Raw genomic sequence first — 20262 nt, 5'->3', positions numbered from 1 at the left:
GACCCGCCAAGTACGGGCAGTCCGAGAGCGGGACCATCACATCGGCGCTGGGGCCGCTCTCGGACTGCTCGGGCTTGGCGCGGCGTTCGGCCTTGTCGGGCTTGGCCGGGGCGGGTTTGGGGGCGCCCGCGGGGGGCGAGCCCGGGCGGGCGGGGGCCACGCTCGCGCCCCCCTCCTCCGGCGCCGGGGCCCCCGCCCCCGCTGCTGCATCCAAACCTGCTGAGACCGCAGCGCCTGCGGCAAGCACGGCCAAGGATGTCGAAGATGCGCCCGCTGCCAAAAAGGCAATGGCCGAGGCCGGGATCAACCGCGATCAGGTCACGGGATCGGGCCGCGATGGCCGCGTAATGAAAGAGGATGTGGCCCGCGCCGCAGCGGCCGCCACACAGGCCCCCGCCGCTGTCGCCGCCCCGGCACAGGCGCCCCGTGCCCCCGCGCCGGCCGAGGATGTGGCCCGCGAAGAGCGCGTCAAGATGACCCGTCTGCGCCAGACCATCGCGCGCCGTCTCAAGGACAGCCAGAACACCGCTGCCATGCTCACCACCTATAACGAGGTGGACATGACCGAGGTGATGGCGCTGCGCAACCAGTACAAGGACGAATTCTACAAGAAGCACGGTGTGCGCCTCGGCTTCATGTCCTTCTTCACCAAGGCCTGCGTGCATGCCCTGAAAGAAGTACCCGAGGTCAATGCCGAAATCGACGGCACCGATATCGTCTACAAGAATTTCGTGCATATGGGCATCGCCGCAGGCACGCCCACGGGCCTTGTGGTTCCGGTGATCCGCGACGTAGATTCCATGGGCTTTGCCGCGATTGAAAAGGCCATCGCCGAAAAAGGTGCCCGCGCGCGGGATGGCAAGCTCAGCATGGCGGAAATGCAGGGCGGCACCTTCACCATCTCGAATGGCGGCGTCTATGGCTCGCTCATGTCCTCCCCCATCCTGAACCCGCCGCAATCGGGTATTCTGGGCATGCACAAGATCCAGGACCGGCCGATGGCGATCAACGGTCAGGTGGTCATCCGCCCGATGATGTATCTGGCGCTCAGCTACGATCACCGGATTGTGGATGGCAAGGGGGCTGTGACCTTCCTCGTCCGGGTAAAAGAGGCGCTGGAGGATCCCCGCCGGCTGCTAATGGATCTCTGAACCGGTGCGCCCAGAGGGCGCATCCTAACCCCTTAGGGTACGCATTCATTGCGCACCTCATGGCAAGAGGCTCCAATGACCCCCGAACTCACAGCCCTCATCTTGGCCGCGCTCCTGCAAGCCGTGCAATTCGTGCTCTACGCCATCCCGGCCAATCTGGAGCTTGGGCCGGGCTACACCATGTCCGCGCGGGATCGCGAGCCGTCGCATCCCCTCTCGCCGAAAACCGCCCGTCTTGGCCGCGCGCTCTCCAATCATTTCGAGGGGCTGATCCTCTTCTCTATCGCCTGCGTGGCCGTCACGCTCAGTGCGCAATCAAGTCCCTTCACTACCGCCTGCGCCTTTACCTATCTCGCTGCGCGCGTGCTCTATATCCCGGCCTACTATTTCGGCCTGCGCCCGTGGCGCTCGCTTATCTGGGCGGTGAGCTTTTTCGCAACACTTCTCATGCTGCTCTCAACCCTCTTCTGATGCTTCATTTGGCCCAAAATACCTCGGGGGAGTCGCGCCCCGCGCGGCGGGGGCAGCGCCCCCACTCTACACCGCCCGCACCGACAGAATACCGATAGAATACCGACGCGCGACCCACGCGAAAAACGAAAGGATCTGACCCATGGCCTCTTACGACGTAATCATCATCGGCGCCGGCCCCGGCGGCTATGTCTGCGCCATCCGCTGCGCGCAGCTGGGCTTGAAAACCGCCGTGGTCGAGGGGCGCGACACCCTTGGCGGCACCTGCCTCAATGTCGGCTGTATCCCCTCCAAGGCGCTCTTGCACGCCAGCCACATGCTGCACGAGGCCGAGCATAATTTCGCCGCCATGGGCCTCAAGGGCAAATCTCCTTCCGTCGACTGGAAACAGATGCTGGCCTACAAGGATGACGTGATCGGCCAGAACACCAAGGGCATCGAATTTCTGTTCAAAAAGAACAAAGTGGACTGGATCAAAGGCTGGGGCGCGATCCCAGAGGCGGGCAAGGTCAAGGTCGGCGATGACACCCACGAGGCCAAGCATATCGTCATCGCCTCTGGCTCTGTGCCCGCCTCGCTGCCCGGTGTCGAAGTCGATGAAAAGATCGTCGTCACCTCCACTGGCGCGCTGGAACTGGGCAAGATCCCGAAATCGCTGGTCGTGATCGGCGCGGGCGTGATCGGGCTTGAAATGGGTTCGGTCTATGCCCGTCTGGGGGCCGAGGTGACGGTGGTTGAATATCTCAACGCGATCACCCCCGGCATGGATGGGGAGGTGCAGAAAACCTTCCAGAGAATACTGAAAAAACAGGGAATTAACTTCGTCATGGGGGCCGCAGTGCAATCGGTCGAGACGCTCAAGACCAAAGCCAAGGTGCATTATAAACTGCGCAAGGACGACAGTGCGCATCAGCTCGACGCTGATACCGTTCTGCTGGCTACGGGCCGCAAACCCTATACCGACGGGCTTGGGCTGGCCGATCTTGGGGTTGAAATGACCAAGCGCGGTCAGATCGCCACCGATGCCCATTGGCAGACCTCGGTCAAGGGTATCTATGCCATTGGCGACGCCATCGAAGGTCCGATGCTGGCCCATAAAGCCGAAGATGAAGGCATGGCCGTGGCCGAGGTTCTGGCGGGCAAGCATGGCCATGTGAACTACGGCGTCATCCCAGGAGTGATCTACACCCACCCCGAGGTCGCAAATGTCGGCGCAACCGAAGAAACCCTGAAAGAACAAGGGCGTGCCTATAAGGTCGGTAAATTCTCCTTCATGGGCAACGGCCGCGCCAAGGCGGTTTTTGCCGGTGACGGGTTTGTGAAAATTCTCGCCGACAAGGAAACCGACCGGATCCTTGGCGCGCATATCATCGGGCCCGGCGCGGGCGACCTGATCCACGAAATTTGTGTGGCTATGGAATTCGGCGCCTCCGCCCAGGATCTGGCACTGACCTGCCACGCGCATCCCACCTATTCCGAGGCGGTGCGCGAAGCGGCACTGGCCTGCGGTGACGGCCCGATCCACAGCTGATGATCGGTCAAGTCTAAAGAACCTGCGGGGGCGTGGCACCACGCCCCCCGGATTACCCCCGTTTCGGTGTAAACCCGGCCTCGCGCATCAGCGCGTCCGACGCCTCTTCCACCTCAGCCTCAAGGCGGGTCATGAACTCGTCGCGATGCACCCCCGGCTGGATCGGCGGCAGGAACTCGACCACCGCCAGCCCCGGTTTGCGATAGATGCCGCGCTTGGGCCAGAACACGCCGACATTGGTCGCGGCGGGCACGCAGGGCATGCCCATCTGTTCATAGAGCACGGCGGTTCCGATCTTGTAGGGCATCTTGACGCCCGGGGGCACACGGGTACCTTGCGCGTAGATGATCAACTGGCCGGGGGTTTCTGCCCCGCGCGCCACGTCCTCGACCATCTTCTTGATCGCAGCCCCGCGCTTGCCACGATCCACGGGAACGCAGCCAATCCGCATGCCATAGAGGCCGACCACCGGCGCCCACAGAATTTCCCGCTTCATGATGAATCGGCCAGTGGGCAATTCACTGAAGAGTAACAGAATATCAAGAAAGGACTGATGCTTGGAGGCGATCAGAACCTGCCCGTCTGGTGGTATGCCCCGCACTTCGGTGCGCAGGCCGACCATCCAACGGGCGGTCCAGCGCACCCAATGGCAATAGGCCTTGCAGCCCGCCAGAGCCCCTTTGCGGCTGGCGATCGCAGCAGGCATGTAAAGCAACCCAATCACGGGTAGCATCAGATACATCTGCCCGACAAACACCAGCGAGCGGAGCCATTGAATGGCATATCTCATGGCATATCCTTCAAGGTGCGCTGAGCTGCAAGGCGCGTGGCCACAAAGGCGACACCCGCCGCCAGCGGCGGTATAATGAGTGGCCAGATCCAGTGCCAGCCCTGAAAGCCAAGCCCCGTCAGAAACCCGCCCTCAATCTGCGCACGCGGCAAGAGCAGGATTGCGCCACAACCCAGAACCACGCCCATGAGCGCACCGCCAAGTGCCCGCAGCGTGAAGCGGCGCACAAAGGCGCGTGCGATATACACATCCTGCGCCCCCACAAGCCGCAGCACGCTGATCACCTGCGCATTGGCCGCCAATGCAGCATTGGCCGCCAGCGTGATCATTGCCCCCATAGCCGCACCGATCAGGATCAGCGAGATCCATCCCAACAGGCGTAGTCGGCTTGCTGCACGCACCAGAGGTTGCCGCCAGCGGGTGTGGTCGTCCAGCATAGCTCCGGGCACTTCGGCGCTCAGGCGCAACCGCAAGCCATCGGCATCAAACCCATCGCCTGTCTCGACCACCTCAATCAGCCTTGGGATCGGTAAATCGGCAATCGGCAGATCGGGACCGAACCACGGGGCCAACAACGCCGCCTGTTCGTCGTCTGTAAGAGCACGCGCGCGGTCTACCCCAACGGTGGTTTCAAGAACCCGCAAGGCTGCCGCCGTCTGCGCCGCCATTTGCCCTTCGGGCGCCGAAATCCGAACGGTGGCGGTGCGCGCAAGCTCATCGCCCCAGCGATCCGCCAAACGTCCCGTGGCCAGCGACAACGCAAGTGCAAACACCGCCAGAAATCCCATCACAGCCGCGCTGAAGAGTGTCAGCCATGCCGTAAACCCCGTAGGCGGAACCACGCGATCGGCTTGCCCGTCTGTCAACAGGAACGCCGTGAATTGCGACAGGTCAATCTTCATAGATCAGCCCCTGCCAGTTGCAACTTGCGTGATGCAATCCGTAGCACCCGTGCTTGGACATGCGTCTTGGCGGCACGGATCAGGGCCAGATCGTGAGTGGCAATGAGGATTGTCTTGCCCATCCGGTTCAACTCGATCAACAGGCGCAAGAGTCGCTGTGACATCTCCCAATCGACATTTCCGGTCGGCTCGTCCGCCAGCACCACATCCGGCGACATTATCACTGCACGGGCGAGCGCGGCGCGCTGCCGCTCGCCCCCTGACAGCTCCGGTGGCAGGGCATTCGCCCGCTCCTTGAGACCGACCCAACCCGTCAGTTCGCGCAGATTGGCATCCTCGGCCAAGAGATCGCGCCCCGACACGGCCAGCGGCAGCGCGATATTTTCCGACACAGTCAGGTGATCAAGAAATTGGCAATCCTGATGCACCACGCCGATGCGTCTCCGCACCATGGCGATGTCGTCGCGCTCCATCTCGCGGCGCTCTTGTCCAAACAGACGCACCTGCCCTGCCGTGGGCACTAATGCTCCGTAACACAGCTTGAGCAGCGTCGTTTTCCCCGATCCAGACGGCCCGGTCAAAAAATGAAACGATCCGGGGCTGAGCGACAGAGACACATCTGCCAACAGTTCACCGCCCCCATAGCTATAGGCCACATTCTCCAGCTCGATCACCGCTGTCCCCTTGTCACTCACTGCTCCTAAATGCCCCAGAGGCCACACATGTGCAATGATCCTGCACGTGATTCGCTTTGCCCTTTTCCGAAAGCCCCGAACAGCCTATGCTCCGGTCCAATGATAGGGGCCGAACAACGGCAGCAAGAAGCAGGTGGCATAATGAGGCTGATTTGCCCGAATTGTGGAGCACAATACGAGGTACCCGACGAGGTGATTCCGACCAACGGGCGTGACGTGCAATGCTCTAATTGCGGAGACACTTGGTTTCAACGTCATCACTCGCATGTACCAGCGGCATCCAGTGATGATGACCTAGGTCCATCACCGGATGAGCATGATGAGTATGATGTCCCGCCGCCTGCTGTTCCGGCTGAGCACAATGATGCCGAAGAAGATGATGACGACGACGACGACGATTTCCTACAAGACACGCCAGAACCAGTTGCCGCGCGCCCGGTTCGACGTGGCGTCGATCCTGCTGTCGCCGATATCCTGCGTCAGGAGGCAGAGCGCGAGCGGCAGGTCCGCAGCGCGGCAGGCGGGATAGAGACCCAGCCAGACCTTGGGCTTTCTGAACCCGAGATGTCAGAGGATGAGCGCACACGACAGGCGCGTGCGCGGATGGAACGGTTGCGTGGTGGGTCTGGTGTTTCTACGCCCCCCGAGAGCGTAGTAGTACCGGACACACATGCGAGCATTGACCCGTCATCACGCCGGAATCTTCTGCCTGACATCGAAGAGATCAATTCCTCGCTCACATCGACAGAGGATCGCGCGGAATCGACCATCGCCCCACTCTCCGAGGAAATGGAATTGCCTGCGCAGCGCGGCGGGTTTCGTAGTGGCTTTAGACTCTCTGTTGTAACCTTTGCGCTTGCCGCTCTCGTTTATGTTCTGGCCCCGCTCCTAGCCAAGATGGTTCCCAGTGCAGAGGCACCACTGGAGCAATATGTTGAGGCAGTGAACGCGGCGAGAGTCTGGCTCGACCAGATAGTTGGTTCCGCCTCCGGCTGGTTTTAGGGCATGTCGGCACCCTGCTGCTAGCATCATCGCAGACCGAAGGCTGGTTGCGACAAGCCGGCTCAGGGTCTTGACCTTGGCCCGCAGGCAGCGCATGTCGCGGGCATGCGTCCAAGAGGAGACCTGCCATGAGCCTCAATCGTTCGATCAAAATCGCGCCTTCCATACTCTCGGCGGACTTCGCCAACTTTGGTGCTGAAATCCGCGCCATCGAGGCCGAAGGCTGTGACTGGGTGCATGTCGATGTGATGGATGGGCATTTCGTGCCCAACTTGACCTTCGGGCCGCCGCTCTGCGCCGCGATCAGGCCACATATCAAGACAGTGATGGACGTGCATTTGATGATTGCCCCGGTAGACCCCTATATCGACGCCTTCGCGCAGGCCGGGGCCGATGTGCTGACTGCGCATCTTGAGGCCGGACCGCATATACATCGCACATTGCAGGCCATTCGTGGTGCAGGCTGCAAGGCCGGTCTGGCGCTTAACCCTGGAACGGGAATTGATGCGGTCGAGCATCTCTTGGATATGGTCGACCTCATCTGTGTGATGACGGTGAACCCCGGCTTTGGCGGGCAAAAGTTCATCCACAGCCAGATCGACAAGGTCAAGCGCTTGCGCGCAATGATCGGCGACCGGCCCATCCACATCGAGATTGACGGCGGCATCACGACTGAGACCGCGCCGTTGATGGCGGCAGCAGGGGCGGATGTGCTGGTTGCAGGTTCCGCAGTTTTCAAAGGCGGCAGTGTCGAGAACCCCGGACCCTACGGCGAAAATATCCGCGCGATCAGGTGCGCCGCAGAGGCCGCGACCGGCTCGATGGCATGACCCGCGCGGTTATCTTTGATCTTGACGGCACACTGATCGACAGCGCCCCTGACATCCACGCTGCCGCCAATCAACTGATGGTGCGACATGGGTTTGACCCCTTTGAACCCGAGGAGACCCGCAGCTTTATTGGCAGCGGCGTCCCTCACTTTATCACCTGCTGTCTGAAGGCACGCGGGCGCACCGGAGACACCGCATTACGCGCCCGACTGATCAAAGAATTTATTGACCTCTACGAAACAGCAGTAACGCTTACACAAATGTATCCTGGTGTGCCAGAAACCCTCGCCACACTCGGCGCTAAGGGCCTCAACCTTGGGCTTTGCACCAACAAACCCCAAGGTCCGGCGCGCGCGGTTCTGGCGCATCTGGGACTTGCCGCCCATTTCCCAGTGGTGATTGGCGGCGATAGCTTGAGCGTGCGCAAACCCGATCCCGCTCCGCTACACGCCACTGTCGCGGCGCTCGGCGCACGGGATGTGGTCTTTGTCGGCGACAGCGAAGTGGATGCCGAAACTGCGGCGCGCGCCGGCCTGCCGTTCATTCTCTACACCGAGGGGTATCGCAAGGGCCCCGTGGCGCAGATTGCGCATGACCGGGCTTTTGCGGAGTTTGCCAATCTGCCGAAATTGGTGACAGACCTCTTGTCCTGATGGGGGTGACACAGGCATACTCGCCTCATGCGAACCCGCCTGACAGATGCCTTTGACCTGACGCACCCGATAGTCTGCGCCCCAATGGCCTTTGCCGCCAGCGGCAGACTGGCGGCGGCGGTTACCCATGCGGGCGGCCTAGGGCTTATTGGCGGCGGTTACGGCAATCCTGAATGGCTAGAAGCCGCGTTTGCCGACGCAGGGAATACGCGGGTGGGCTGCGGCTTTATCACCTGGAAGATGGCGGAAAACCAGGCCGTTCTGGATCAGGTTCTGGCGCGCAATCCCGCAGCGCTCTGCCTCTCGTTCGGTGATCCTGCCCCATTTGCCAGACGAATTTCCGAAGTCGGCATACCTCTTATATGTCAAGTGCAAACCCTGCGCGACGCGCAGCACGCCGCACACTGTGGCGCACAGGTGATTGTGGCGCAGGGATCCGAGGCAGGGGGCCATGGCGAGCGGCGCGGGACCATCACGCTCGTTCCCGAAGTGGCCGACTGGCTCGCCGGTCAAGCCCCCGATGTGCTGCTGCTTGCAGCCGGGGGAATAGCCGACGGACGCGGTCTAGCAGCGGCGCTGATGCTGGGGGCTGATGGTGTGCTTATTGGCTCGCGGCTATGGGCCTCTGCCGAAGCGCAGGTCAGCGAGGCGATGACCGATGCCGCTCTTGCCGCTACTGGCGACGAAACCATCCGATCCACCGTGATGGATGCCGCCCGCGACATCAACTGGCCCACGCGCTACACGGCGCGGGTTCTGCGCAATGCGGTGACGGATCGCTGGCACCATAACCCTGATCAATTGCGCACGGATATGGCTGCTCGGGCCGACTGGGCAGAAGGCTGGGCCTCAGGCGACCCGGTGCGCGCAAATACGTTCGTCGGAGAGGCAACAGGGCTGATCCATGACCGCCCACCGGTTGCGCAGATCATCGACCGGATCGCGCATGAGGCCGAGACGCTACTCAAACGTGCGCCGGATTGGACCGGATGAGCCTGGCGGACCGATTACGCGCCGAGATCATGGCGCGGCGCGAGGACTTGATCGCGCTCACCCAGGATCTGATCCGAATTCCGACGCTGAATCCGCCAGGCGCTCATTATCGGGAAATCTGCGACTATCTTGACCGGCGGCTGCGTGCTTCGGGATTTGATACCGAATTCATCCGCGCGACAGGTGCACCAGGCGATAGCGACAAACATCCACGCTGGAACATTATGGCGCGGCGCGAGGGTGTAAGGGCAGGCCCCTGTGTGCATTTCAACAGCCACATTGACGTGGTCGAAGTTGGCCATGGCTGGAGCATGGATCCGTTCGGTGGCGAAGTGATCGACGGCAAAATCTACGGGCGCGGGGCCTGCGATATGAAAGGTGGGCTGGCCGCCAGCATCATCGCCGCCGAGGTGTTCATTGCCACTTGCGCGGATTACGTCGGAGCCATTGAGATCAGCGGCACAGCGGACGAGGAGTCAGGCGGATTTGGCGGCGTGGCCTATCTTGCAGAGCGTGGCTATTTCAGCCCGTCGAGAGTGGATCACGTTATCATCCCGGAACCCTTGGGCAAAGATCGCATTTGTCTGGGGCACCGTGGGGTTTGGTGGGCAGAAATCGAAACGTTGGGCGAAATCGCGCATGGCTCCATGCCCTTTCTGGGGGATTGCGCCGTTCGCCACATGGGGGCGGTGATCGCAAGGATGGAAGAGCACCTGTTCCCGGCCCTTGCGGCACGGCGCACTGAGATGCCGGTAGTCCCCGAAGGGGCCAGACATTCCACACTCAACATCAACTCCGTTCATGGGGGCGAGCCCGAACAGGCAGCAGATTACACCGGACTGCCCTCTCCTTGCGTCCCAGATCGATGCCGGATGGTAATCGACCGGCGGTTTCTCATTGAAGAAAATATCGGTGCGGTCGAAGCTGAGGTCCGCGAGATGTTGGAAAATCTGCGCGTCAGCAGGCCTGGCTTTGACTATACGATCCGTGAGTTGCACCGTGTCCTGCCCACGATGACCGACCGCGATGCGCCGGTGGTGGGGGCGGTGGCACGGGCTGTTGCAGAGGTATTTGGCCGGGATGCTGATTACGTCGTCAGCCCCGGCACCTATGACCAGAAACACATTGACCGGATCGGACGCCTCAAGAACTGCATCGCCTATGGCCCAGGCATTCTAGATCTGGCGCATAAACCAGATGAATATGTCGGCATTGCAGACATGGAACAATCCGCCCTCGTGATGGCACTTGCCCTTGCTGAATTGCTCAACGAGTGAATTCACCGCGACCCAACCCAGAAAAATCCTGCGCCTTTTTCTGGCGCTGTGATTTGAGTGTTCTTGGCAAGATGAAAGCGATCAGGCCCCAATCGCGATATTGTCAATAAGCCGCACACCTGCCAGCCATGCCGCAGCAAAGAGACGCGCCGGGCGTGTTGGGGCCTCCAGCGTCGCCAGATCATCCTGAGCCCGCAGTTCAAGGTAATCGACGCCCGTAAAGCCCGCGCGCTCCAGCCTTGCGACAGCTTCAGTCTTGAGCACGCCAAAGTCGGAACCTGCATGCAAGCCCTCGGCGATGTCTTCCATGAGTTCATGCAAAACCGGTGCGGTGGTGCGCGCGCGGTCGGACAGGAGCAGATTGCGCGAAGACATGGCGAGGCCATCGATTTCACGGATGGTGGGGCACCCGTGCACGGTGATCGGAAGATCCAGATCCATAGCCATGCGGCGCACGACCATCAGTTGTTGATAATCCTTTTCACCAAAGAAGGCATCAGTGGCCGCCGTTTGGGTAAAAAGCTTGGTTACCACTGTGGCCATTCCGTCAAAATGACCGGGACGATAGACCCCCTCCATGACATCCGTCAGGCCTGCGACCGATACCGTTGTGGCGAAATGTGCCGGGTACATCTGATCGCCATCCGGAACCCAAAGCGCATCCACGCCAAAGCGTTCCAACTTGCGCGCGTCTTCCTGTTCTGTCCGGGGATAGTTCTTGAGATCTTCAGGGTTGTTGAATTGCTTTGGATTGACAAAGATCGTCACGATCACCCGATCACAAGTCGCCTTGGCAGCCTCCGCAAGCGACAGATGGCCGTCATGTAGGGCGCCCATAGTCGGCACCACACCAATGGTCTCGCCAGCAAGTATCCAAGGACGTGTGATGGCACGCAATGCGCTCAGCTCGCGCAGAATGGGCGCGCTCATCCGCGCGGAGCCTTGTCAGCAAAAGTGTGTTCCGTTGCGGGAAAGGTGCGGGCGCGTACTTCTTCGGCATAGATGCGGATCGCGGTCTCGCCATCTTCGCCCAATTTGCCATAGCGCTTTACGAATTTCGGCTTGAACGCGGTGAAGAGACCCAGCATGTCATCCACCACGAGGATCTGACCATCACAGCCCACCGAAGCTCCGATGCCAATGGTTGGAATAGGAATTTCAGCGGTAATCCGATCCGCAAGCGTGGCCGTGACCTTTTCCAGCACAACTGAGAAAGCGCCCGCTTCGCTCACGGCACGCGCATCAGCCAAAAGCGCCTCTGCCGCATCGCCACGCCCCTGAACCTTGTAGCCGCCAAGCGTGTTGATTGATTGCGGGGTGAGACCGATATGCGCCATCACCGGCACTCCGCGCGCGGTCAAAAATGCTATCGTGTCCGCCATGTGGCGACCACCTTCGAGCTTGACCGCTGCCGCACCTGTTTCGGCCATAATCCGGGCCGCGTTGCGAAACGCTTGGGCTGGCCCTTCTTCGTATGAGCCGAATGGCATATCAACAACCAACATCGCTCTGCCAAGTCCTCGCGCGACGGCTTGGCCATGCAGGATCATCATCTCCATGGTGACCCCCAAGGTGGACGGCAGTCCATGCAGCACCATACCAACGCTGTCCCCCACGAGCACAAAATCACAATGTGCGTCCATCATCCGCGCCATCGGCGTGGTATAGGCTGTAAGGCTGACAATTGGCGTGCCGCCCTTCATGGCACGGATGTCATCCGGCAGGAGGGCGGTCTTGGTCGAGGTAGCGCTCATGGGGTGAATTCCGGTCATTTCTGCGTTGCGGCGCACGCTATCAATCCTTGAGAGAGAAATCCACCTCTCTGTTTTGCTGCAGGATAAGGCCCGACGTCGCTTTCGTGCGGCGTTGCGTCGGATGGGCTGCGCGCGATTTGGCAGGATTGATAAACATCGGCTCAACTCATGTTACCCGAAGGGAGTCGCACGTCATGAAAACCCAGGTCAAAGCCCTCGTCGTTGGCGGTGGGGCCGTTGGCACCTCGATTGCCTATCATCTGGCCAAGGCAGGTTGGGAGGATGTCATGCTCTTGGAGCGGGACGAGCTGACCTCCGGCTCGACATGGCACGCAGCGGGGCTGCTGCCGTTGTTCAACATGTCCTTTGCCACCACGCATATCCACAAATATTCCGTCGACTTCTACAAGACGCTGGAGGCCGAAACAGGTCTCAACGCCGGATTCGCCGTGGTGGGCAATCTGCGCATGGCGCAGACTGATGCGCGGATGGACGAGTACATGCTCTACGCCTCCACTGCCGAGACATGTGGCGTACCCTACGAATGGCTGACACCCGATGAAATCAAGGCGCGTTGGCCGCTGATCAATACCTCGGACCTAAAGGGCGCGCTCTATCACAACACCGACGGCTACATTAACCCCGCCGATGTAACACAAGCCATGGCCAAGGGCGCGCGCCAGCGGGGCGTAATGATCGAGCGCAAGTGGCAGGCGGATGCCTTCCACTGGACTGGCAGCGCTTGGGAAGTGACCTGCACCAAGATGGTGGAAAAGGGCGGCAACCTCGTCGCGAGCGAAGAGCAGATCGTCATCACCGCCGAGCATGTCGTCACCGCCAGCGGCAACCATGCGCAGACCACGGCCAAGAAACTGGGCATCAAGATCCCCGCGATCCCGGTCGAGCATCAGTTCGTCGTGATGGATCAGGACCCGGCGCTGGTCGAGTATCGCAAGAATGGCGGCAAAGAGCATCCGGTCGTGCGTGATGCCGATGCACAAAGCTATGTACGCGAAGAGCGCGGCGGCTGGATTCTGGGTGTGTATGAAAAGAACGCCCCTGCCTGCTTTGAATATGGCGTGCCGGACAGCTTCCGTGCCGACCTCTTCCCGCTCGATCTGGAGCGGATCGAAGAACAATACATGGCGATGATCCACCGTATTCCTTCGTGCGAGGAAAGCGGCCTCAAGGATGATTTCAACGGGCCGATCTGCTATACGCCCGATGGCAACCCGCTGGTTGGTCCCGCGCCGGGGCTGCGCAACATGTGGCTGGCCGAAGGCTTCAGCTTTGGCATCACCGCCGCTGGCGGCACCGGCTATTACCTTGCGCAGCTCATGACGCAAGGCGAGGCCGAGATCGACATGGCGAGCCTTGATCCCAAGCGCTACTCGTCAAATTGGATGACCACCGAATTCGCGGCGCGCAAGAACGAAGAGTGCTATGATCACGTCTATATCCTGCACCACCCCGACGAAGAGCGTCCCGCTTGCCGTCCGCTGCGTACCTCGCCCGCCTATGACCGGCAAAAGAAACGCGGTGCGCAGTTCGGCTTTGTGAACGGCTGGGAACGGCCTAACTATTACGGGCCGCTGGATGCGCCCGAGAACTTCGACCACGACGCGCGCAGCTTCCGTCGCGGCGGCTGGTGGCAATATGCAGTGGAAGAGGCCAAGGCCATCCGAGAAGGCGTGGGGTTAATCGATGCGACCGCCTTTAGCAAGCATATGGTCAAGGGGCCCGGCGCCACTGCTTTCCTCGACTGGTTCACCTGCAACAAACTGCCGAAGGTAGGCCGGATCAATCTGACCTACGCGCTCACCGAGCATGGCACAACCCGCACGGAATACACCATCGTGCGCCTGAAAGAGCACGAGTATTACCTTGTCTCCGCGGGGGCTTGGACCGAATACGACGCCGATTATCTGCGCAAGGCCGCTGAGGATATGGCCCCCGAATTCGGCTATATCGAAATTCAGGACGTAACTACGCAATGGGGTGTTTTTGCCATCGCCGGGCCAAAGTCTCGTGACGTGCTCAATGAGGTCATCAAGGATGCCGATCCGGCGACGGCCCTCAGCAACAAGCGCTTTCCGTGGCTCTCGGCGCAGCGGATTGAGTTGGGCATGTGCCCCGTAAACGCGATCCGCGTGGCCTATACCGGCGAGCTGGGTTGGGAATTGCATCATCCGATCGAAATGCAAAACTACCTGTTCGACCTTTTGGAAAAGGCCGGTGGGAAATATGGCATGAAGCTGGTCGGTGCTCGCGCTCAGAACTGGCTGCGTCAGGAGAAATCCTACCGCGCCTTCGGCAACGAACTGGGCCGCGATGCAACCCCGCTCGAGGCCGATCTGCCACGCTTTGTCGATCTGGACAAGGTGTTCCATGGCAAAGCCAAGATGGTCGAAACCGGCATCCGGGCGAAATGCTGTACGCTCTTGATTGATGGGCCAGACGATGCCGATCCTTGGGGCCGCGAAGCGCTTTATACCGAGAGTGGCGAACGCGTCGGACGTTTGACCTCGGGCGGCTATTCGGTCGCCTTTGGGAAATCCATCGGCATGGGCTATGTCAAACCCGAACAAGCGATCGAAGGCACCAAGCTCAAGATCAAGATGCTGGATAAGTTGTGGGATGCAACTGTCACCTGTGACAGCCCCTATGACCCGAAAAACGAAACCATCCGCAAGGACGGCTAAGGCAAAACAGGGGCACCATCAGGTGCCCCTATTTCCAATGTACGCGCAGCCAGTCTTGCCACTCCTCTCTTGATCCGGCAAAGACATTGATATCGACGCCGCCCTCGACACCCGGCACTACTCCGGTGCCGGTATATTGCCAAAAGCTCCAGCGTTTTCCGGGATACGTCTTTTCCGGTGTCTGCGCGACGGACCGCAACCAGAACTCCACGCCTTTGATTTGACCTATGCCGGTCTCACGGTAAAATTCGGGCGTCGTATAGATGATCGGGCGCTGCCCATAGTAACGTTCGACAATATCAAGGAAAACCTGTGCCTGCCGTCGCACCTCTGCCCCGGGTGGTCGGGTGACGCACGTCGGAGAAAACGGGTTCCATTCCATATCGAGAACGGGCGGCAGAGACTTGCCCCGGCGCGGCACATGGCTGATAAACCACTGCGCCTGCACCTCTGGCGGCATACAAAAATAGTAAAAGTGATAGGCACCGCGTGGAATGTTCTCGCGCGCGGCCAACTGCCAATTTCGATCAAACTGGGCATCTTTCAGATCACTGCCTTCGGTGGCTTTGAAAAACGCAAATGCAATGCCAGACAACCGCACCCGTCGCCAGTCAACCTCGTTCTGGAAACGCGCGACATCGATTCCATGTACCTGAAATGTTGCGGGGCCATTTAAGCCGAAATCTACGGGGGCATAATCGCCAAACCTCTCGGTTGCCTGCGCCGAAAAGGAAATAAGTGCGAGACAGAAGACAAGAGCGCGCAGCATGAGCATACCTTAGGCCGGGGAACTTGACCCGAACCTAACCCGAATGCCCCGTTTGGTCAGCCGTTTTCGCGGCAGTTAGCTCTTTTCCGCAAGTTCATCGTAACAAGCGAGGGCCTTTGCAGCATACATCATCGCCGGACCGCCGCCCATCTGGATCGACATGGCCAACACATCGCCCACCTCATCGCGCGTCGCACCGACACGAATTAGCGCCTCTATATGCAAGGCAATACAGCTTTCGCATTTCGTTGCCACGGCAATGCCAAGGGCCACGAATTCCTTGACCTTAAAGTCAAGCGGTCCGCCTTCCTTTACTGCCTTGCTCAGGCCACCAAAGGCGCGGGCAGTGTCAGGCATCAGCATATGCAGAGCACGTAGTTCCTGTCGGGTGTTGTCAATCTTATCTGACCAGCTCATCGGTTATGCCTTTCAACACATGCTTTTGCTCACGCTGAAAACACGCAATGGCACGAACGGCCTTGATCCAGATCAGACGGGCCCCTGTGCAACCAGCAAGAGGTTATTGGCAGGCATTGAACGGATATCTATGACAGAAAGCCCTGTTGCCTCGATCCAGTCTTTGACCTCAGCCAGATCTTTGTAACCGATGGTCGGATCCTGCGCCTTTAGGCTGGCATGGAACCGGGCGTCGCCATCGGACGTGGCTTGGCCTGCACGCAGAAACGGCCCGTAAAGCGCAAAGCGCCCACTGGGAGCAAGGGCGTTTGCCATCTCCGAGATCAGTATCTGTGCCTCGGGCGTGCTGATGAGATGCAGCAGATTGATCAGCACAATGAGCTCTCGATGGCCCTGCTCTGCCGCCCACCCCGGTGCGGTCGCATTCAGGGCGATGGCAGGCCGTAGATTGGGCAGGCCGGACTCTGCTGCCCACGCGTCGATACTTGAGCGCCGGTCTGGATCAATCTCTGTCGGTTGCCAATCAAGGTTGGGCATTGCACGCGCAAAGGTCACGATATGCTGTCCGGTGCCGCTGGCTATTTCAAGCGCTCGGCCTGCCTGTGGGGCAATCTCGACGAGCACTTCGGTAATTGCCGCCGCATTGCGTTCCGCCGACGGGGCGTGAAGCTTGGCCCCTTCGCTTACATGGGCGACAGAGGCCGTTGGCGGCAGGCTCCGGCGTTCCATCGCGTCAGGTCTCTTCAGTGCGGTCGGTGGCCGAGGGGGGCGCGGGCGTGAGGGTGGCAAGCCGTGCATAAAGCGCATCATCCATATCGAACTCCATCGCGGCAAGCGAGGGCGCGATCTGCCCGGCGGAACGCCCGGAAATGATTGGCACCGGCGCGGCCACATGACGCGCGGCCCATGCGACCGCAAGAGTGGCGGGATCAACGCCCAGTTCTTGTGCAACCTGCGTCAAGCCCACGGCCGCGTCCTGCATCCAATCCTGCCCATAGCGGACGGCATAGCGTTCATTACCCGTCAACCGCCCGGTTTCACCCCGCGCATATTTGCCGGTGAGCAGACCGCCGGCGAGAGGGGAATAACCTGCAACCACCAGCCCCTCTGAGGCCGCCATCGGTAAAATCTCCACCTCCGCCTGCCGTTTGATGAGGCTGTACATCGGCTGAAGGATCGAGATCGTCAGATCAAATTTGGCAGCGGTACAGGCTGCCTTCATCACCTGCCATGCGGCGAAATTCGACAGACCGACATGCTTGATCTGCCCACGCGATTTGAGTTCGGCAAAAGTCTCAAGCGTCTCTTCAAGGGGCGTGTCGGGGTCATGCCGATGCAGATAGAGGATTTCGACCTGATCCATCTGCAGACGCCTGCGGGATATATCAAACTGCGCGAGAATATTCTCACGTCCGGCCCCTCCGGAATAACCTGCCTTGGTGGCGATTGTTAATCGGTCGCGATAAGGGGCGGCAAACTGCCCCAAAAGTGTTTCCGCCGCACCATCGGTGTAAAGATGGGCTGTGTCGAAATGGGTAATGCCCGCCTTGAGGCAGGCATCAAACATTTCGCGCGAGGCGGCCTCGTCTGCTGCATCGCCAAACTGCATCGTACCAAAGGCGAAGCGGCTTGCAGGGGTTCCGTCGGGGGATGTGATTTTCGGTTTCATAGAGCGGAGATTGCCACGTGGACGCGGCAAAGAAAAGCTGTCACCTTGCATGTTGAGGACGGGGGCCTTAGGCGGGTAAAGAAGATGGACACCGCCGCAAGGAGCGCGCTCGCATGAAAATGCATGAAACCTTCATCAAGCCGATGCACCCTGAGGGGCGCAAGTTCGTGGCGATATTCGCCGCTATAACGTTGGCGCTCTTCATGGTTTGGGAGGTCCTAGGATGGATCGGCCTCGGCCTGACCGTCTGGTGTTACTATTTCTTTCGTGACCCGGTGCGCGTCACGCCAGAACGCCATGGCCTGATCATCAGCCCTGCCGATGGCATCGTCTCTTTGATCGAACCTGCTGTTCCCCCTGCCGAATTGGGTCTCCCCGCCACTCCTCTGACCCGCGTCAGCGTGTTCATGAGCGTGTTCAACTGCCATGTGAACCGGGCACCCGTGGCAGGACGCGTGCAGACGGTAGCCTACCGACCCGGCAAGTTCTTCAATGCTTCACTGGATAAGGCAAGCGAAGATAACGAGCGCAATGGCGTGGTGATTGAGATGGCCGATGGACGCCTTTTACCCGTTGTTCAGATCGCAGGCCTTGTCGCGCGACGGATCGTCTGCTTCGTGAAACCGGGCGCGCAACTCGGGCGCGGCGAACGGTTTGGTCTGATCCGCTTTGGTTCGCGCCTTGATGTGTATCTCCCAGAGGGCGTGATCCCCAGCGTGCGCGTAGGTCAGACCATGGTCGCCGGGGAAACCGTGATAGCGGAGTTGGACCAGTGACACCAGAACCCGGGCCAAACCCACGCAAAGAGGTCACACTGGCGCAACTTCTGCCGAATATGCTGACTGTCGCCGCGATTTGCGCAGGGGTCACGGCAATTCGGCTGGGCGTTCAAGGCGATTATGTTCGCGCCGTCCAACTCTTGCTCATCGCTGGTGTACTTGACGGGCTCGACGGTCGTCTTGCACGTCTCCTACGCAGCTCCAGCGCCATGGGTGCGGAACTCGATTCACTTGCTGATTTCGTCAACTTCGGCGTCGCTGCACCGCTGGTGATCTACTATTGGGGGCTACAGGACACGCGCCAAGCGGGCTGGATCGCGGTACTTTTCTTTGCCGTCTGCTGCGTGATGCGTTTGGCCCGTTTCAACGTCAGCGCACGCGAAGAGGGCGGCAAGGGCGGATCTGGCGCCTATTTCCAAGGGCTGCCCTCTCCCGCAGGCGCGCTATTGGCAATGCTACCGATGTTTGTGACCTTTGCGGTGCCGGGCATTTCGCCTCCGCCTGCGCTCTTGACCGGCATTTATATGGCTGGCGTCGGCCTTTTGATGATTTCGCCGGTACCGGTCTGGTCGTTCAAAAAGACCCGCATCTCGCGCGAGAACGTCAAGTTCTTCCTGCTGGCCTTTGCCTGCGTTGCTGCGGCATTGGTGATCTTCACTTGGGCCGCTCTGATCGTGCTCTGCCTCGCTTATGTAGGCACGGTGATCTGGGCCGCATTCTTCTGGCACGCCCGCAACAGGTGACTGGCGCGATGCGCCGGGCCTGTCGCGGGTCTGTCAGTCGTAGCTGATGTGATCAATTAGGGATGTCGCCGGTCAGCCCTTCGACATAGAAATTCATGCCCAGAAGCGTGCCGTCATCGGCCACTTCGCCTTGGGCCAACCACGGGCTGCCATCCTGTTTGCTCAACGGGCCGGTGAAGGGATGATAGCTGCCATCTGCCATGGCGGCCTTTAGCGCGAGTGCCTCGGCCTTGATATCCGCAGGCACTGCATCGGAAATCTCTCCAATGCCCACCATGCCTTGGCCGATGCCATCCCATGTCTGTGTGCTCTGCCATGTGCCATCAATCACCGCCTGCGTGCGGGCGATGTAATAGGGGGCCCAATTGTCGATGATGGAACTGACCCGCGGCAGGGGCGCATATTCGCCCATGTCCGATGCCTGCCCGAAAGTCACGACATTGCCAGCCTTTTCGGCAGCGGCCTGCGGCGCGGTTGAATCGGTGTGCTGAAGGATCACGTCTGCACCTTGCTCAATAAGGGCTGTGGCTGCATCCGCCTCTTTTGCAGGATCAAACCACGTGTAGGCCCAGATGACCTTGAACTCGACATCCGGGTTTACTTTTTTGGCATGAATATAGGCCGAATTGATGCCGCGAATGACCTCAGGGATCGGATAAGAGGCGATATACCCCACAATATTCGACTTGGTCATCTTGCCTGCGATATGGCCCTGCACCGCGCGCCCCTCATAGAAGCGGGCGGAATAAGTAGAGACATTGGGCAAGGTCTTGTAGCCCGTGGCATGCTCGAACTTCACATTCGGGAATTTCTCGGCAACGGCGAGCGTCGCCTCCATGTAACCGAACGAGGTGGTAAAGATCAGGTCAGCGCCCTGCAAGGCCATCTGAGTAATTGCGCGCTCGGCATCTGCACCCTCTGGCACACTCTCCTGATAGACGGTCTCGACGGCATCTCCGTAATGACCTTCGATCGCAAGACGGCCTTTGTCATGCTCATAAGTCCAACCACCATCACCGATGGGGCCCACGTAGATAAAGCCGACCTTGGTCTTGTCCTGTGCAACCGCAGTGGTCGCAAGGCCAAGCGCAAGCGCCGCGCCGGTTAACAGTCTGGTCAATGTCATAGTTGGTT

General features: G+C 60.0%; 21 protein-coding genes. 11 read left to right on the top strand and 10 right to left on the bottom strand.

The features are described from left to right. From odhB to lpdA, 3 genes are all read left to right on the top strand, one after another. Positions 1-1151 (top strand): 2-oxoglutarate dehydrogenase complex dihydrolipoyllysine-residue succinyltransferase (gene odhB, locus ACN0SW_RS12815; protein WP_417728321.1); only part of this gene is annotated, 1151 nt, incomplete at its 5' end. 75 nt (positions 1152-1226) lie between these two features. Then, positions 1227-1622: an MAPEG family protein gene (locus tag ACN0SW_RS12810; RefSeq protein ID WP_417728320.1), complete on the top strand. Its 396-nt coding sequence runs from the start codon at positions 1227-1229 to the stop codon at positions 1620-1622. A 142-nt stretch (positions 1623-1764) separates the two neighbouring features. Continuing rightward, the gene (lpdA, locus tag ACN0SW_RS12805; RefSeq protein ID WP_417728319.1) at positions 1765-3153 is read left to right on the top strand and encodes a dihydrolipoyl dehydrogenase; all 1389 of its coding nucleotides are present in this window, start codon (positions 1765-1767) and stop codon (positions 3151-3153) included. Between the two features lie 52 nt (positions 3154-3205). On the opposite strand, the gene ACN0SW_RS12800 is transcribed toward lpdA, so the two are convergent. The 3 genes from ACN0SW_RS12800 to ACN0SW_RS12790 are packed head-to-tail and all read right to left on the bottom strand — an operon-like array spanning position 3206 to position 5519. Then, positions 3206-3943: a lysophospholipid acyltransferase family protein gene (locus tag ACN0SW_RS12800; RefSeq protein ID WP_417728318.1), complete on the bottom strand. Its 738-nt coding sequence runs from the start codon at positions 3941-3943 to the stop codon at positions 3206-3208. Beyond that, entirely contained in the window at positions 3940-4845 is a 906-nt protein-coding gene (locus ACN0SW_RS12795; protein WP_417728317.1) for a cell division protein FtsX, read from the bottom strand. The genes ACN0SW_RS12800 and ACN0SW_RS12795 overlap by 4 nt, the downstream gene beginning before the upstream one ends. Beyond that, positions 4842-5519 carry a cell division ATP-binding protein FtsE gene (locus ACN0SW_RS12790; RefSeq protein ID WP_040651058.1) on the bottom strand — a complete coding sequence of 226 codons (678 nt, stop codon included), beginning with the start codon at positions 5517-5519 and terminating at the stop codon, positions 4842-4844. Before ACN0SW_RS12790 ends, ACN0SW_RS12795 begins: the two co-directional genes overlap by 4 nt. A gap of 162 nt (positions 5520-5681) precedes the next feature. On the opposite strand from ACN0SW_RS12790, the gene ACN0SW_RS12785 reads away from it, so the two are divergent. The 5 genes from ACN0SW_RS12785 to ACN0SW_RS12765 all read left to right on the top strand — a co-directional run bounded on the left by ACN0SW_RS12785 (position 5682) and on the right by ACN0SW_RS12765 (position 10295). Further along, positions 5682-6542: a zinc-ribbon domain-containing protein gene (locus tag ACN0SW_RS12785; protein ID WP_417728316.1), complete on the top strand. Its 861-nt coding sequence runs from the start codon at positions 5682-5684 to the stop codon at positions 6540-6542. Between the two features lie 128 nt (positions 6543-6670). After that, entirely contained in the window at positions 6671-7372 is a 702-nt protein-coding gene (gene rpe / locus ACN0SW_RS12780; RefSeq protein ID WP_417728315.1) for a ribulose-phosphate 3-epimerase, read from the top strand. Beyond that, positions 7369-8025, top strand: a complete 657-nt coding sequence (gene gph / locus ACN0SW_RS12775) for a phosphoglycolate phosphatase (RefSeq protein WP_417728314.1) — start codon at positions 7369-7371, stop codon at positions 8023-8025. The genes rpe and gph overlap by 4 nt, the downstream gene beginning before the upstream one ends. A 27-nt stretch (positions 8026-8052) precedes the next feature. Beyond that, a complete protein-coding gene (locus ACN0SW_RS12770; RefSeq protein WP_417728313.1) occupies positions 8053-9018 on the top strand; it encodes an NAD(P)H-dependent flavin oxidoreductase in 966 nt (321 codons plus the stop codon). Beyond that, complete coding sequence (locus ACN0SW_RS12765) at positions 9015-10295, top strand: acetylornithine deacetylase/succinyl-diaminopimelate desuccinylase family protein (RefSeq protein WP_417728312.1); 1281 nt, start codon at positions 9015-9017, stop codon at positions 10293-10295. Before ACN0SW_RS12770 ends, ACN0SW_RS12765 begins: the two co-directional genes overlap by 4 nt. Positions 10296-10376: 81 nt before the next feature. On the opposite strand, the gene panC is transcribed toward ACN0SW_RS12765, so the two are convergent. After that, positions 10377-11225 (bottom strand): pantoate--beta-alanine ligase, encoded by an 849-nt coding sequence (gene panC, locus ACN0SW_RS12760; protein WP_417728311.1) that lies wholly within the window; start codon positions 11223-11225, stop codon positions 10377-10379. Beyond that, entirely contained in the window at positions 11222-12049 is an 828-nt protein-coding gene (gene panB / locus ACN0SW_RS12755) for a 3-methyl-2-oxobutanoate hydroxymethyltransferase (protein WP_417728310.1), read from the bottom strand. Before panB ends, panC begins: the two co-directional genes overlap by 4 nt. 194 nt (positions 12050-12243) lie before the next feature. Here panB and ACN0SW_RS12750 point away from each other — a divergent pair, with 194 nt between their 5' ends. Further along, positions 12244-14751 carry a GcvT family protein gene (locus tag ACN0SW_RS12750; RefSeq protein ID WP_417728309.1) on the top strand — a complete coding sequence of 836 codons (2508 nt, stop codon included), beginning with the start codon at positions 12244-12246 and terminating at the stop codon, positions 14749-14751. Between the two features lie 28 nt (positions 14752-14779). On the opposite strand, the gene ACN0SW_RS12745 is transcribed toward ACN0SW_RS12750, so the two are convergent. The 4 genes from ACN0SW_RS12745 to ACN0SW_RS12730 all read right to left on the bottom strand — a co-directional run bounded on the left by ACN0SW_RS12745 (position 14780) and on the right by ACN0SW_RS12730 (position 17606). Next, the gene (locus tag ACN0SW_RS12745) at positions 14780-15520 is read right to left on the bottom strand and encodes a GH25 family lysozyme (RefSeq protein ID WP_417728308.1); all 741 of its coding nucleotides are present in this window, start codon (positions 15518-15520) and stop codon (positions 14780-14782) included. A gap of 75 nt (positions 15521-15595) precedes the next feature. Next, a complete protein-coding gene (locus ACN0SW_RS12740) occupies positions 15596-15937 on the bottom strand; it encodes a carboxymuconolactone decarboxylase family protein (protein ID WP_417728307.1) in 342 nt (113 codons plus the stop codon). A 72-nt stretch (positions 15938-16009) separates the two neighbouring features. Continuing rightward, positions 16010-16666 carry a DUF938 domain-containing protein gene (locus tag ACN0SW_RS12735; protein ID WP_417728306.1) on the bottom strand — a complete coding sequence of 219 codons (657 nt, stop codon included), beginning with the start codon at positions 16664-16666 and terminating at the stop codon, positions 16010-16012. 4 nt (positions 16667-16670) lie between these two features. Continuing rightward, entirely contained in the window at positions 16671-17606 is a 936-nt protein-coding gene (locus ACN0SW_RS12730; protein ID WP_417728305.1) for an aldo/keto reductase, read from the bottom strand. 113 nt (positions 17607-17719) lie between these two features. Between ACN0SW_RS12730 and ACN0SW_RS12725 the strand changes: the two genes are divergently transcribed. Further along, positions 17720-18382, top strand: a complete 663-nt coding sequence (locus tag ACN0SW_RS12725) for a phosphatidylserine decarboxylase (protein WP_417728304.1) — start codon at positions 17720-17722, stop codon at positions 18380-18382. Next, positions 18379-19128: a CDP-alcohol phosphatidyltransferase family protein gene (locus ACN0SW_RS12720; RefSeq protein WP_417728303.1), complete on the top strand. Its 750-nt coding sequence runs from the start codon at positions 18379-18381 to the stop codon at positions 19126-19128. The genes ACN0SW_RS12725 and ACN0SW_RS12720 overlap by 4 nt, the downstream gene beginning before the upstream one ends. Before the next feature lie 52 nt (positions 19129-19180). On the opposite strand, the gene ACN0SW_RS12715 is transcribed toward ACN0SW_RS12720, so the two are convergent. Beyond that, positions 19181-20254, bottom strand: coding sequence for a BMP family ABC transporter substrate-binding protein (locus tag ACN0SW_RS12715; protein ID WP_417728302.1), 1074 nt, complete (start codon positions 20252-20254; stop codon positions 19181-19183). Between the last annotated feature and the right edge of the window lie 8 nt (positions 20255-20262).

The organism is Roseovarius sp. (assembly GCF_048262375.1).
In the GTDB taxonomy this organism is placed as follows: Bacteria; Pseudomonadota; Alphaproteobacteria; order Rhodobacterales; family Rhodobacteraceae; genus Roseovarius.
The sequence above is the reverse complement of the archived record's forward strand: the minus strand, read 5'-3'. Positions and strand labels throughout refer to the sequence as shown.

What these genes read in the sequence shown, in the direction of transcription:
- ACN0SW_RS12810 (WP_417728320.1), top strand. Translation starts at nt 1,227, where the DNA reads ATGACCCCCGAACTCACAGCCCTCATCTTGGCCGCGCTCCTGCAAGCC.
- lpdA (WP_417728319.1), top strand. Translation starts at nt 1,765, where the DNA reads ATGGCCTCTTACGACGTAATCATCATCGGCGCCGGCCCCGGCGGCTAT.
- ACN0SW_RS12800 (WP_417728318.1), bottom strand. Translation starts at nt 3,943, where the DNA reads ATGAGATATGCCATTCAATGGCTCCGCTCGCTGGTGTTTGTCGGGCAG.
- ACN0SW_RS12795 (WP_417728317.1), bottom strand. Translation starts at nt 4,845, where the DNA reads ATGAAGATTGACCTGTCGCAATTCACGGCGTTCCTGTTGACAGACGGG.
- ACN0SW_RS12785 (WP_417728316.1), top strand. Translation starts at nt 5,682, where the DNA reads ATGAGGCTGATTTGCCCGAATTGTGGAGCACAATACGAGGTACCCGAC.
- rpe (WP_417728315.1), top strand. Translation starts at nt 6,671, where the DNA reads ATGAGCCTCAATCGTTCGATCAAAATCGCGCCTTCCATACTCTCGGCG.
- gph (WP_417728314.1), top strand. Translation starts at nt 7,369, where the DNA reads ATGACCCGCGCGGTTATCTTTGATCTTGACGGCACACTGATCGACAGC.
- ACN0SW_RS12770 (WP_417728313.1), top strand. Translation starts at nt 8,053, where the DNA reads ATGCGAACCCGCCTGACAGATGCCTTTGACCTGACGCACCCGATAGTC.
- ACN0SW_RS12765 (WP_417728312.1), top strand. Translation starts at nt 9,015, where the DNA reads ATGAGCCTGGCGGACCGATTACGCGCCGAGATCATGGCGCGGCGCGAG.
- panC (WP_417728311.1), bottom strand. Translation starts at nt 11,225, where the DNA reads ATGAGCGCGCCCATTCTGCGCGAGCTGAGCGCATTGCGTGCCATCACA.
- panB (WP_417728310.1), bottom strand. Translation starts at nt 12,049, where the DNA reads ATGAGCGCTACCTCGACCAAGACCGCCCTCCTGCCGGATGACATCCGT.
- ACN0SW_RS12750 (WP_417728309.1), top strand. Translation starts at nt 12,244, where the DNA reads ATGAAAACCCAGGTCAAAGCCCTCGTCGTTGGCGGTGGGGCCGTTGGC.
- ACN0SW_RS12745 (WP_417728308.1), bottom strand. Translation starts at nt 15,520, where the DNA reads ATGCTGCGCGCTCTTGTCTTCTGTCTCGCACTTATTTCCTTTTCGGCG.
- ACN0SW_RS12740 (WP_417728307.1), bottom strand. Translation starts at nt 15,937, where the DNA reads ATGAGCTGGTCAGATAAGATTGACAACACCCGACAGGAACTACGTGCT.
- ACN0SW_RS12735 (WP_417728306.1), bottom strand. Translation starts at nt 16,666, where the DNA reads ATGGAACGCCGGAGCCTGCCGCCAACGGCCTCTGTCGCCCATGTAAGC.
- ACN0SW_RS12730 (WP_417728305.1), bottom strand. Translation starts at nt 17,606, where the DNA reads ATGAAACCGAAAATCACATCCCCCGACGGAACCCCTGCAAGCCGCTTC.
- ACN0SW_RS12725 (WP_417728304.1), top strand. Translation starts at nt 17,720, where the DNA reads ATGAAAATGCATGAAACCTTCATCAAGCCGATGCACCCTGAGGGGCGC.
- ACN0SW_RS12715 (WP_417728302.1), bottom strand. Translation starts at nt 20,254, where the DNA reads ATGACATTGACCAGACTGTTAACCGGCGCGGCGCTTGCGCTTGGCCTT.